Genomic DNA, 12,961 nt, shown 5'->3' on the forward strand with positions numbered 1-12,961 from the left:
TCCCGGCCGGCTCACGGCACCCGCACGGCCGTACGCTGTCCAGCGTGTCGCGTCCGTATATCGGAGTTGCGACAGTCAAGTTACCGGGCTGTTAAGGAAGTTGGGCACGACATGTCGCCCATGACGCCCACCGTCCGCGCCTGTCAAGCACGCCGCCGCGTCAATCTGCGCAATCTTCGCTCAAGAAGCGATCCCGGTGAATGTCCGCACACGTCATCCCCTTGACTCCGCCATAAATCACTTGCGAAAGTCCGCTCAATCAGCGGTGCGACCGTGCGCCGCTCCACGTTCCAAGAGAACTAGGCGCGGGGGCACTTCGCGATGACTAGTCCATCCCAGGCCGCGGTGACCAAGACCGACACCCCAGGACTTGGACCGGAAAGTCTGATCAAGCAGAAGGACCGCAAGAGCGGCGAGCTGACCGGCCGCTCCCCCGGTCAACTGATGTGGCTCCGCTTCCGCAGGGACCGTACCGGGGTGACCTGCGCGGTCATCGTACTACTGTTTTTCGTCCTCGCCGCGCTCGCCCCGGTGATCTCCAAGCTGTACGGCAAGGACCCGTACACCCTGTACGGCAACGAGGACTTCAACCTGCTGGACGAGTTCGGCTACCCGATGGCACCCAACGGCGGCATCTCGGGCGACTTCTGGTTCGGCATCGAACCCTCCCTGGGCCGGGACGTGTTCACGCAGTTGCTGTACGGCATGCGCACCTCGCTGGGCATCTCGCTGGCCGTCACCATCCTGGTCGTCATCACCGGAACCGTCCTGGGTGTCACCGCCGGGTACCTGGGCGGCAAGGCGGACTACTGGCTCGGCCGGCTGATCGACTTCCTGCTCGCCTTCCCGAGCCAACTGACCTTCGTGGCCTTCATGCCCGTCGTCGTGGCCCTGTTCGTACCGCCCTCGGACGAGACCCCGACGTACGTCCGCGTGGTGGCGCTGATCATCGTCCAGTGGTTCCTGGGCTGGATGGGCCTGGCCCGGCTGCTGCGCGGACAGGTGCTCTCGCTGCGCGAGAGAGAGTTCGTCGAGGCGGCGAAGATCACCGGCGCGTCACCGTGGCGGATCATCCGCAAGGAGCTGCTGCCCAATGTGGTCACGCCCATCCTGGTGCAGAGCACGTACATGCTGCCGCTGTTCGTCACGGCGGAGGCCGGCCTGTCCTACCTGGGCGTCGGGATCATGGAGCCGACGCCCGACTGGGGCCGGATGTTCCACACGGCGGGCAGCGTCTACGAGAACGACCCGACCTACTTGTTCTTCCCCGGCGTGACGATGGTGATCTTCGTTCTCTGCTTCAACCTGCTCGGGGACTCGGTCCGGGACGCCTTCGACCCCAAGTCGGGGCGCTGACAGCTCACTTGAGGGGGACGGCTGCCACCCCCGCACCGGTCGCCCGCCGGATGCGTCAGGCAGCGCTCATGGACACCAACTGACAGGCAGGTGCTTTCCACGTCATGAACACCTTCTCCGCGCGCAGAGCGCGTGCCGTGGTCGTGGCCCTGGCGGCCGGATCGCTCGCGCTGACCGCCTGTTCCAGCGGCGGTGGTACCGGCAAGAACAAGGAGGGCGCGAACGACAAGGAGGCCGCCGCCCAGGCCAAGGCCGTTCCGCTGGCCAAGGCCGCCGACTCCAACGGCCCCGCGTTCACCGTAGCGGGCGCCAGGAACGGCGGCACCATCCGGGTCTACGCCCGGGACAGCTACAACCACCTGGACCCGGCACAGATGTACGTCAGTGACCAGGGCCTGCTCTCCCGGCTGATCTTCCGCGGGCTGACGACCTTCCGGACGGACGAGAGCGGCAAGAAGATGGTGGTGGGCGACCTGGCCACCGACGCCGGCCAGATGTCCGACGGCGGCCGGACCTGGAAGTACACGCTCAAGGAGGGCATCAAGTTCGAGGACGGCAAGCCGATCACCTCGGCCGACATCCGGCACAGCATCGAGCGGATGTACGCCAAGTTCATCACCGACGGCCCGATCTACGTCCAGCAGTGGCTCTCGGGCACCGGCACCGCCTACCGCAAGGCGCTGCCGGACGGCCCGTACAAGGGCCAGCACCTGCCCAGCTCCGTCCTGGACACCCCGGACGGCAAAACGGTGATCTTCCACTTCAAGCAGCCGCAGACCCAGCTCCCCTACGCGCTGACCATGGCCGGGTACAGCGTCGTACCCAACAGCGCCAAGGACACCAAGGACAAGTACGACGTGGCGCCGGTCTGCGCGGGCCCGTACAAGATCGCGTCATTCAAGGCCGGCAAGTCCATGAAGCTGGTGAGGAACACCAACTGGGACCCCAAGACCGACTCGATGCGCCACCAGTACGTCGACGGCTTCGACATCACCTTCAACCACCAGGCGTCGGACTCCACCAAGCGCCTGATGGCCGACCAGGGCGAGGCCAAGCACGCGATCAGCTTCACCAACTCCGTCGAGCCCACCCTGACCAAGCAGGTCCTGTCCGACCCCAGCGCCAGCAAGCGGCTCGTCCAGGGCTACCAGCCCTACGTCTGGCAGATGAACATGAACATGGACCGCATCAAGGACAAGCGGATCCGTGACGCGATCACCTACGCCATGCCCAACGGGCAGATCGTCCGGGTCAACGGCGGCAGCTACGGCGGTGAGATCGCCGGCGGCCTGCTCGCACCGACCGTCGCGGGCTACAAGAAGGGCTACGACCCGTACGGGAAGATCAGCCACCCCAACGGTGAGCCGGACAAGGCCAAGGAGCTGCTGAAGAAGGCCGGCAAGGTCGGCATGAAGCTGGTCTATGCCTACTCCAACACCGAGATCCGCCAGAAGGAGTCGGTGGTCATCGAGGACGCGCTGACCAAGGCGGGCTTCGACGTACAGAAGAAGGAGATCGACTCCGCCTCCTGGTACGAGCAGATGGGCAAGGTCGACAACGGCTTCGACATCTACATGACGGGCTGGGGCCAGGACTGGCCGGACCCCTCCACCGTCATCCCGCCGTCCTTCGACGGCACCCAGATCCAGGACGGCGCCTCCAACTACTCCCACCTCAACGACCCGCACGTCAACGCCGAGATCAAGCGCATCCAGCAGATCACCGACGTGAACAAGACCATCCCCGAGTGGCAGAAGCTCCACCAGTACATCGTGGAGAAGATCAACCCGGCGGTCCCGGTCTTCTACACCAAGATGCTCCAGCTCTACGGCTCCGACGTCGGCGGCACCCGCTACAGCGACGACGTCAACTACCTCGACCCCACGACGCTCTACCTGAAGAAGTGAGCGGCCCGGAGCACTCGACGTGCCGCAGGCACCCGAAGAACCGGGAGCACCCGAAGCAGCGGATGCACCCCAAGCACCGAAAGCACCGGAAGAACCAGAAGTAAGCACCTGGCAGGGACGGCACCCGGGCGGCGCGCGCAGGGCGGAGCGCGCGTCCCCGGGGCCCTCCCCCGCGATCCCGACCCACTGCCGCCGCCGTCCTGAGAGCAGCGAACGCCATGCTTCCCTTCCTAATTCGCCGGACGTTCGGCGCCATCGTCATCCTCATCCTCCTGAGCGCCTTCACCTTCTTCGTCTTCTTCTCCGCGGGCGACCCGGCACTGATGTCCTGCGGCAAGAACTGCACGGCCGACAACATCGCGCTCATCCACCAGAACCTCGGCCTGGACAAGCCGCTGATCCAGCAGTACTGGGACTTCGTGGTGGGCATCTTCGCCGGGCGCGACTTCACCGTCGGGCACTGCCCCGCCCCCTGCTTCGGCTACTCCTTCGCCACCAAGCAGAACGTGTGGGACACCATGATCGACCGGCTGCCCACCACGGCGTCGCTGGCCATCGGCGGGGCCGTCGTCTTCCTGACGATCGGCCTGGGCGCCGGGCTGCTCGCCGCCTGGAAGCGCGGCAGCCTGCTGGACAAGGGCGTCACCGGCGCGTCCATGGTCCTCAGCTCGGTGCAGATCTACATCCTGGGGCCGGTGGTGCTGGGCCTGTTCGTCTACAGCGGCATCATGGCCGCGCCCAAGTACGTGGACTTCACCTCCGACCCGGCCGGCTGGTTCATGGGGCTGCTGCTGCCGTGGCTGGTGATGTCGACGATCTTCACGGCGCAGTACACCCGTATGTCCCGCTCGACCATGATCGAGCAGCTCCAGGAGGAACACGTACGGACGGCCAAGGCCAAGGGCATGCCGCGCCGCTACGTCTTCCTGCGGTACGCCTGGCGCGGCTCGCTGATCCCGATCGTCACCATCCTCGGCATGGACCTGGGGTCGCTGTTCGGCGGCGCCATGATCACCGAGTACACCTTCTCGCTGGCCGGGCTGGGACGGCTGGCGATCAACTCCGTCACCACCCTCGACCTGCCCATGGTGATGGGCGTGCTGCTCTTCAGCGCGTCCCTGATCCTGCTGTTCAACATCATCGTGGACGCGACGTACGCCTTCATCGACCCGCGCGTGCGCCTGTCCTAGGAGAGCCTGACGTGACCACACCACTGACCAAGGCCGAGGGCACGCCGGCCCCGGCGGGAACGGACCCCTTCTTGTCCGTCCGCGACCTGTACGTGCGGTTCTCCACCGAGGACGGCATCGTCAAGGCGGTCGACGGGCTCTCCTTCGACCTGGAACGGGGCCAGACCCTGGGCATCGTCGGCGAGTCCGGCTCCGGCAAGTCCGTGACCAACCTGGCCGTACTGGGGCTGCACAACCCCAAGACCACCGTGGTCACCGGGGAGATCGTGCTGGACGGCCAGGAGCTGACCGGCGCCCGGGAGAAGACCCTGGAGCGGCTGCGCGGCAACAAGATGGCCATGATCTTCCAGGACGCGCTGACCGCGCTGTCCCCGTACTACACCGTCGGGCGGCAGATCGCCGAGCCCTTCATCAAGCACACCGGCGCGAGCCGGCGCGAGGGGCGGCAGCGGGCGGTGGAGATGCTCACCAAGGTCGGCATCCCGCAGCCGGCACTGCGGGTGGACGACTATCCGCACCAGTTCTCCGGCGGTATGCGCCAGCGCGCCATGATCGCCATGGCGCTGGTCTGCAACCCGGAGCTGCTGATCGCGGACGAGCCGACCACCGCTCTGGACGTCACCGTGCAGGCCCAGATCCTGGACCTCCTCAAGGACCTCCAGCAGGAGTTCGGCTCGGCGATCATCCTGATCACCCACGACCTCGGGGTCGTCGCGAACACCGCGGACGACTTGCTGGTGATGTACGCGGGCCGGGCCGTGGAGCGCGGCTCCGTCAAGGAGATCCTCGCCGAGCCGCAACACCCGTACACCTGGGGCCTGTTGTCCTCGATGCCGCGGCTGTCCTCCGACGTGGGCGAGGAGCTGCACCCGATCCCCGGCGCCCCGCCGAGCCTGCTCGACCCGCCGTCCGGCTGCCCCTTCCACCCCCGGTGCGGCTTCGTGCAGGAGGTCGGCGAGGACCGCTGCGCCGGCGAGCGCCCGCCGCTGGCGCCGGGACGGGCCTCGGCCTGCCATCTGACACCCGAACAGAAGCACGACTTCTTCACCGAGCAGATCAAGCCCCGGCTGGGCTAGGGAGCAACCACGATGAGCGAGAACGTCACCCTGCCCGGCACCCGGCCCGCCCCGGCCCCCTCGGGCGAGCCGCTGCTGGTCGCCGAGGGGCTGACCAAGCACTTCCCGATCTACGGCGGCTTCCCGTTCAAGCGGCGGGTCGGCGCGGTCCAGGCAGTGGACGGCATCGACCTGGCCGTCCGGCCGGCCGAGAGCTTCGGCCTGGTCGGCGAGTCGGGCTGCGGCAAGTCCACCACCGGCCGGCTGCTGACCCGGCTGCTGGAGCCCACCGCAGGCAAGATCACCTACGCCGGGCGGGACATCACCCACGCCGGCCGCAAGGAGCTGGCGCCGGTCCGCTCCGAGATCCAGATGATCTTCCAGGACCCGTACGCGTCCCTCAACCCGCGCCAGACGGTCGGCGCGATCATCCGCGGCCCGATGGAGATCAACGACATCCGGCCGCCCCAGGGCCTGGAGGCCCGGGCCCGCGAACTGCTGGAGATCGTGGGCCTGAACCCCGAGCACTACAACCGCTTCCCGCACGAGTTCTCCGGCGGCCAGCGCCAGCGCATCGGCGTGGCCCGCGCGCTCGCCCTGCAGCCGAAGCTGATCGTCGCCGACGAGCCGGTCTCGGCGCTGGACGTCTCCATCCAGGCCCAGGTCGTCAACCTGCTCCAGGAACTCCAGCGCGAGATGGGCATCGCCTTCCTGTTCATCGCCCACGACCTGGCGGTGGTGCGGCACTTCAGCCAGCGCGTGGCCGTCATGTACCTGGGGAAGATCGTCGAGGTCGGCGACCGGGAGTCCATCTACGACCACCCTCGCCACCCCTACACCCACGCCCTGCTGTCCGCGGTGCCCGAGGCCCGGCTGGTGGAGTCCGAGGAGGAGACGCGCGAGCGCATCCGGCTGGCCGGTGACGTGCCCTCGCCCGTCAACCCGCCCTCCGGCTGCCGCTTCCGCACCCGCTGCTGGAAGGCGAAGGAGCGCTGTGCGACCGAGGAGCCGCCGCTCGTACAGCTCTCCGGCAACCGGGACGGGCACCTGACGGCCTGTCATTTCCCCGAGGAACCGACGACCGCGGCGCGGGAAGAGGACATCGTCCTGGACCCGGCACTGGCCGCGATCGAGGAGGCGAACGCCGAGGAATCACCGGCCGGTCCGGCCGGTGAGGAGCCCGGCAAGACCCCTTGACCCGGTCTCGACAGCCTCCGCTCGGAACGGGCCCCGCCTCCCACACCCCCGCACGAGGGAGGCGGGGCCCGGTCTCGCGGTGCTCACCAGGGGCCGGCGTCCCCACTGCCGTCCGGCCGTGGGCCGGCCTGCGGACCCGCCCGTGTGCCACCGTCCACCTGCGTGCCGTCCTCCGTCCGCATACCGGCCCGAGCGCCGTCGTCCGCCGGCGGACCCGCCGGTGTGCCACCGTCTGCTCGCGTGCCCTCGTCCGCCGGCGGCACCACGTGGCGCTCCTCGGCGAAGTGACAGGCCGAGTCGTGTGCCGCGGGCCCGCCCAGCAGCCGGAACTCAGCCGGTACGGCCAGCGCCGGCACCTCCAGCGCGCACCGCTCCCGGGCTTTCCAGCAGCGCGTACGGAAACGGCAGCCGGAGGGCGGATCGGCCGGCGAGGGCACGTCCCCGGCCAGCAGGATGCGCTCCCGGCGGGCGCGCGCGTCGGGGTCGGGCACCGGTACGGCGGACAGCAGGGCCTGGGTGTACGGGTGGGTGGGGTGGTCGTAGATCTCCTCGTCCGTACCGGTCTCCACCAGGCGGCCGAGGTACATCACCGCCACCCGGTCGGAGATGTGCCGGACCACCGACAGGTCGTGGGCGATGAAGACGTAGGAGAGGTCGAACTCGCGCTGGAGCTGCTCCAGGAGGTTGACGACCTGGGCCTGTACGGAGACGTCCAGCGCGGAGACCGGCTCGTCGGCGACGATGACCTCGGGGCGCAGGGCCAGGCCGCGGGCGATGCCGATGCGCTGGCGCTGGCCGCCGGAGAACTGGTGCGGATAGCGGTTGATGTACTCCGGGTTCAGACCCACGACGTCCAGCAGCTCCTGGACCTTCCGCCGCCGGTCGCCCTTCGGCGCCACCTCGGGGTGGATCTCGTACGGCTCGCCGATGATGTCACCGACCGTCATCCGCGGGTTGAGCGAGGTGTAGGGGTCCTGGAAGACCATCTGGATGTTGCGGCGTACGGCCTTCAGCGCGCGCCCCGACAGCCTGGTGATGTCCTCGCCCCGGTACAGGATCCGGCCGGCCGTCGGCGCTTCGAGGCCGACCAGCATCCTGGCCACCGTCGACTTCCCGCAGCCCGACTCGCCGACGATGCCCAGCGTCTCGCCCCGGGCCAGGTCGAAGGAGACGCCGTCCACGGCCTTGACCGCGCCGACCTGCTTCTTGACCACGATGCCCCGGGTCAGTGGGTAGTGCTTGACCAGGCCCCGTACCTGAAGGACCGGTTCGCCGGCGGCCGTACGCGCCACCTGCGGCTCCCGCGTCACCTCCCGCTCCGCCGCCGCCCCGCCCCCTCCCTGGTCACCGCGCCGCATCGAGCGTCTCCTTCCAGAAGTGGCAGGCGCTGGCCCGGCCGTGCGCCACGTCGTACAGCGGCGGCCGGTCGGTGACGCAGACGTCCTGGGCCATCGGGCAGCGCGGGTTGAACTCGCACCCCGGCGGGATACGGGTGAGGTTGGGCGGCAGGCCCTTGATCGCGTACAGGTCCCGGCCCTTGCGGTCCAGGCGCGGGATGGAGTCCAGCAGGCCGCGGGTGTACGGGTGGGCCGGGGCCTTGTAGAGGTCGTGCACGGGAGCCGTCTCCATGATCCGGCCCGCGTACATCACCGCGATCTTGTCGGCCACGTCCGCGACCACACCCAGGTCATGGGTGATCAGAATGAGTCCCATGTTGTACTCGCGCTGCAACTCCGCGAGCAGATCCATCACCTGGGCCTGCACCGTGACGTCCAGCGCCGTCGTCGGCTCGTCCGCGATGATCAGATCCGGCTCCAGCGCCAGCGCCATCGCAATCATGATCCGCTGACGCATGCCCCCGGAGAACTGGTGCGGGTAGTCCCCCACCCGCTGCCGGGCGGCCGGGATGCGGACCCGGTCCATCAGCTCGGCCGCCCTGCCGCGCGCTTCCTTGCGCGACAGGCCGGCGTGCACCTCGTACATCTCACCGAGCTGCGCCCCCACGCTCAGGACGGGGTTGAGCGCGGAGAGCGCGTCCTGGAAGATCATCGCCATCTTCGCGCCGCGCACCTTGCGGCGCTCCTCGGCGCCGAGCTTGAGCAGGTCCCGCCCCTGGAAGAAGATCTCCCCGCCGGTGACGAACCCGGGCGGGGAGTCCAGGATGCCCATGACGGCCTGCGCGGTGACGGACTTGCCCGAGCCCGACTCCCCCAGGACGGCCAGCGTCTCCCCGGCGGCCACGCGGTAGCTCACGCCGTTGACGGCCTTGGCGACCCCGTCGCGCGTACGGAACTCCACCTTCAGATCCCGTACGTCCAGCAGCCCGGCCGGCGGCGTCCGCGACGAGCCCGATTCCTGCGGCGTATCCGGCGTACCTGGTGTGCCCGGCGTACGCGGTCCGTCCGGCGTACGCGGTCCGTCCGGCGTGTCCTGCGTCGTCATCTGCCGGCTCCTCAGCGCAGCTTGGGGTCGAGGGCGTCGCGCACCGCGTCGCCGAGCATGATGAACGCCAGCACGGTGACGCTCAGCGCGCCCGCGGGCCACAGCAGCATGTGCGGGGCGTTGCGGATGTGGGTGGAGGCCGTGGAGATGTCGATGCCCCAGGAGACGGTGGGCGGTTTCAGGCCCGCGCCCAGGTAGGAGAGCGTGGCCTCCAGCGAGATGTACGTGCCCAGCGCGATGGTGGCCACCACGATCACCGGCGCGACGGCGTTGGGGGCGATGTGCCGCAGCAGCATCCGGCCGTTGCCGGCGCCGAGGGCCCGAGCGGCCTGTACGTAGTCGTGCTGTTTCGCGGTCACCACCGAGCCGCGGGCGATCCGGGCGATCTGCGGCCAGCCCAGCAGCACGATGAAGCCGACCACCGGCCACACCGTGCTGCTGGTGACCACGGACAGGAAGACCAGGCCGCCCAGGATGACGGGGATGCCGAAGAAGATGTCGGCGAGCCGGGAGAGCAGGGTGTCCCACCAGCCGCCGAAGAAGCCGGCCAGGCCGCCCAGCAGGCTGCCCAGGATCGCGGCACCGGCCGTGGCGCAGACGCCGACGGTGATGGAGGCGCGGGCGCCGTGGACCACGCGGGTGTAGACATCGCGGCCCTGGGTGTCGTAGCCGAAGGGGTGGCCGGGCTCGGAGCTGTTCTGGGCCTTGGCCAGGTCCCCGCGGTAGGGATTGCCGTCGGCGATCAACTGCGGCCAGATCGCGATCACGATCAGAAAGAGGATGACCAGGGCCGAGATGATGAAGACCGGGTTGCGCCGCAGATCGTGCCAGGCGTCGCTCCACAGGCTGCGCGCCCGGCCGCTCGGCGCGCCGCCCGGCGGTGGCGGCTGCGCCAGCGAGGACGCCTCTTCCATGGCCAGCGCCGCGGTGCCGCCGTCCCCGTGGGTGACGGCTTCTTTGGGTACGAAGGACTCAGGCATAGCGGATCCGCGGGTCGAGGACGGCGTACAGGAGGTCGACGAGGAGATTCGCCAGCAGGAAGACCAGCACCAGGATCGTCACGAAACCCACGACGGTCGGCGAGTTCTGCCGCAGGATGCCCTGGTAGAGCTGGTATCCCACGCCGTGGATGTTGAAGATGCGCTCGGTGACGATCGCCCCGCCCATCAGCGCGCCGATGTCCGTACCGATGAAGGTGACGACCGGGATCAGGGAGTTGCGCAGCAGGTGCCGGGTGATCACCCGTCGTCTGGGCAGTCCCTTGGCCACGGCCGTACGGACGTAGTCGGCGCGGGCGTTCTCCGCGATCGAGGTGCGCGTCAGCCGGGTCACGTAAGCGAGTGAGACCAGCGCCAGCACCACGCCGGGCAGGATCAGTTCGCCCAGCGCGGCCTCGTAGGAGACCGCGGGTTTGACCCAGCCCCATTTCACGCCGAGCAGGTATTGCAGGACATAGCCGCTGACGAAGGTCGGAATGGAGACGACGACGAGGGTGAAGACGAGGACGGTGGTGTCCACCAGGCGTCCGCGGCGCAGCCCGCTGAACACCCCGAGCACCACACCGACGACCATTTCGACGACGATGGCGACCAGGGTCAGACGCAGGGTGACGGGAAAGGCCGAGGACATCAGTTCGGTGACCGGCTGGCCGTTGAAAGCGGTCCCGAAGTCACCGGTGAAGATCTGACCCATGTAATGCAGGTACTGCTTCCACAGCGGCTGATCGAGGTAGAGGTCCCGGCGGATCTGCGCGGCGGTGGCGGGGTCGGGCGCCCGGTCGCCGAACATCGCGGCGACCGGGTCGCCCAGCGCGTACACCATCAGGAAGATCAGGAGCGTGCTGCCGATGAACACGGGGATCATCTGGAGCAGCCGCCGGATCACATAGCGTCCCATCAGGGCTCCGGGGTAAGGGGAACGGGGCGGCCCGCGGTCGGTGGCGTTCCGCGGGGCTCCTCGGGCCCTGCGGTCAACTGACCTTGATCTCGTTGTAGACGGGCACGCTGAAGGGGTTCAGCGCCACCTCGCTGATCCGGTCGGAATAGCCGCCGCTGCCGTTCTGGTACCACAGCGGAACGGACGGCATCTTCTGCGCGAGGATCTTCTCCGCGTCCTGGAATTTCTCCACTGCCTTGCCCTTGTCCGCCTCGGCATTGGCCTCGTCGACCTTCTTGTCGAACGCGGGGTCGCTGAACTGACCGTCGTTGGAGGGCGCACCGCTGTAATACAGCGGCTGCAGGAAGTTCTGGATCAGCGGGTAGTCCATCTGCCAGCCCGCCCGGAACGGACCGGTCATCTCGTGCTTGGTGATTTTGTTGCGGAAGTCCGCGAAGGTGCCGACCGGGCTGCCGACGCACGCCTTGTCGTTGCCCAGCGCGTTGTTGATGCTGTTGCAGACCGCGTCGACCCAGTCCTTGTGCGAGCCGGTGTCGGCGTTGTACGAGATGGTCAGCTTGCCGCCCGGAATGCCGCCGCCTTCCTGGACGAGCTGCTTGGCCCGCACCGGGTCGTACGCGCACGCCTGACCGCACACCCCCGATTTGTAGCCGCCCTCTTCCTTCAGGACGGGAGAGGTCCAGTCGCTCGCGGGCGTCCGTGTCTGCTGGAAGATCTGCCGGGTGATCTGTGCCCGGTCGATCGCCATGGAAAGCCCCTGGCGGACCTTTTCCCTCCCCGCCGCGTTCCACTGCTCGTCGTACATGGGGAACGTGAGGGTCTGGATGATGCCGGCCGGCTGATTGATGTAACGGTCGCCCAGGTCCTGCTTGGCGTTCTTCAACTGCGCGGCCGGAACGTCGTCGACCAGATCGAGGTTGCCGGCCTGGAGATCCGTGTAAGCGGTGTTGTTGTCGGTGTAGACCCGCAGGTCGATTCCGCCGTTACGGGCCTTGTCCGCACCGGGGTACCCGTCCCACTTGCGGAGCTTCATCACCGTGCCCTTGTCGTAGGACTCCACCTTGTACGGCCCGTTGCCCACCGGCTTCTTCAGCCAGCCGTCGTGGTCGTCGAAGAACGCCTTCGGCAGCGGGGCGAAGGCGACGTACCCAAGGGTGTCCGGCCAGGTGGAGAACTTCTGGCCGAGCTTGACGGTGAAGGTCCGCTCGTCCTTCACCTGAAGTCCCGAGAGTGTTTTGGCACTCGCCGACCCGCTGTCCGGGTGGACCTTGTCGTAGCCCTCGATGTACTGGAAGAACGGCGCGTTCTTCTGTTTGTTCTCCAGCAGCGCCGCATAGTTCCAGGCGTCCACGAAGGATTTGGCGGTGACCTTCTCCCCGTTGCTGAAAGTCCAGCCGTCCTTCACGGTGACCGTGTAATTCTGCGCGTCGGAGCTCTCGATCTTCTCGGCGAGCACGTTCTCGGCGGCGCCGGTCTTCGGGTTGTAGCGCTTGAGCCCCCTGGAGATCATTTCCAGGACCTTGCCGCCCTGCACCTCGTTGGTGTTTGCCGGCTCGACCGGGTTCTGCGGGTCGCCCCAGGACGAGCTGACGATCCCCGCCTCGTTCCCCCCACCGCCGTCACCGCCCCCGCCGCAGGCCGTCGCCGCGAGGGCGATGGCCACCGCGCCCACGGCCCACTTCGCGCACGTGGCTCCACGCATGGTGCCTCCTCAGCTCTCACGACGCACTTAGATCCACATAAGAGCGCAAAACGGTACGTATCGCACTCGTACGAGGTCCGTCCGTGAGCCGGAGGCCCCAGAAACCCCCCGTATGCCCGAGCCCGGTTGCCGCAGCGGGCGGCCGAGCACCGGCGACGGCGCGGATGCGCGGGCAGGAGCAGCAGCACACCGTCCTCCGCCTCGCACGCGCGTACG

Annotated in this window: 10 protein-coding genes; 5 read left to right on the forward strand and 5 right to left on the reverse strand. The window is 68.3% G+C overall.

Annotated elements, in window-relative coordinates:
* Positions 1-321 precede the first annotated feature (321 nt).
* The 5 genes from KGS77_RS11575 to KGS77_RS11595 all read left to right on the forward strand — a co-directional run bounded on the left by KGS77_RS11575 (position 322) and on the right by KGS77_RS11595 (position 6,705).
* Positions 322-1,356: an ABC transporter permease gene (locus KGS77_RS11575; RefSeq protein WP_242580760.1), complete on the forward strand. Its 1,035-nt coding sequence runs from the start codon at positions 322-324 to the stop codon at positions 1,354-1,356.
* A 104-nt stretch (positions 1,357-1,460) separates the two neighbouring features.
* Positions 1,461-3,263 (forward strand): ABC transporter substrate-binding protein, encoded by a 1,803-nt coding sequence (locus KGS77_RS11580; RefSeq protein WP_242580761.1) that lies wholly within the window; start codon positions 1,461-1,463, stop codon positions 3,261-3,263.
* Positions 3,264-3,481: 218 nt separating this feature from the next.
* A complete protein-coding gene (locus KGS77_RS11585) occupies positions 3,482-4,453 on the forward strand; it encodes an ABC transporter permease (protein ID WP_242580762.1) in 972 nt (323 codons plus the stop codon).
* A gap of 11 nt (positions 4,454-4,464) precedes the next feature.
* Complete coding sequence (locus KGS77_RS11590) at positions 4,465-5,529, forward strand: ABC transporter ATP-binding protein (RefSeq protein WP_242580763.1); 1,065 nt, start codon at positions 4,465-4,467, stop codon at positions 5,527-5,529.
* 12 nt (positions 5,530-5,541) lie between these two features.
* Positions 5,542-6,705 carry an oligopeptide/dipeptide ABC transporter ATP-binding protein gene (locus KGS77_RS11595; protein WP_242580764.1) on the forward strand — a complete coding sequence of 388 codons (1,164 nt, stop codon included), beginning with the start codon at positions 5,542-5,544 and terminating at the stop codon, positions 6,703-6,705.
* A gap of 83 nt (positions 6,706-6,788) precedes the next feature.
* Here the strand turns inward: KGS77_RS11595 and KGS77_RS11600 are convergent, their stop codons facing one another.
* The 5 genes from KGS77_RS11600 to KGS77_RS11620 all read right to left on the reverse strand — a co-directional run bounded on the left by KGS77_RS11600 (position 6,789) and on the right by KGS77_RS11620 (position 12,745).
* Positions 6,789-8,063, reverse strand: a complete 1,275-nt coding sequence (locus KGS77_RS11600; protein ID WP_347404470.1) for a dipeptide ABC transporter ATP-binding protein — start codon at positions 8,061-8,063, stop codon at positions 6,789-6,791.
* Positions 8,050-9,147: an ABC transporter ATP-binding protein gene (locus KGS77_RS11605; RefSeq protein WP_242580765.1), complete on the reverse strand. Its 1,098-nt coding sequence runs from the start codon at positions 9,145-9,147 to the stop codon at positions 8,050-8,052. The genes KGS77_RS11600 and KGS77_RS11605 overlap by 14 nt, the downstream gene beginning before the upstream one ends.
* A gap of 11 nt (positions 9,148-9,158) precedes the next feature.
* Positions 9,159-10,127 carry an ABC transporter permease gene (locus KGS77_RS11610; RefSeq protein WP_242580768.1) on the reverse strand — a complete coding sequence of 323 codons (969 nt, stop codon included), beginning with the start codon at positions 10,125-10,127 and terminating at the stop codon, positions 9,159-9,161.
* The gene (locus KGS77_RS11615) at positions 10,120-11,043 is read right to left on the reverse strand and encodes an ABC transporter permease (RefSeq protein WP_242580770.1); all 924 of its coding nucleotides are present in this window, start codon (positions 11,041-11,043) and stop codon (positions 10,120-10,122) included. The genes KGS77_RS11610 and KGS77_RS11615 overlap by 8 nt, the downstream gene beginning before the upstream one ends.
* 73 nt (positions 11,044-11,116) lie before the next feature.
* Positions 11,117-12,745, reverse strand: a complete 1,629-nt coding sequence (locus tag KGS77_RS11620; RefSeq protein ID WP_242580772.1) for an ABC transporter substrate-binding protein — start codon at positions 12,743-12,745, stop codon at positions 11,117-11,119.
* Positions 12,746-12,961 lie beyond the last annotated feature (216 nt).

The organism is Streptomyces sp. MST-110588, from assembly GCF_022695595.1.
Classification (GTDB): Bacteria; Actinomycetota; Actinomycetes; order Streptomycetales; family Streptomycetaceae; genus Streptomyces.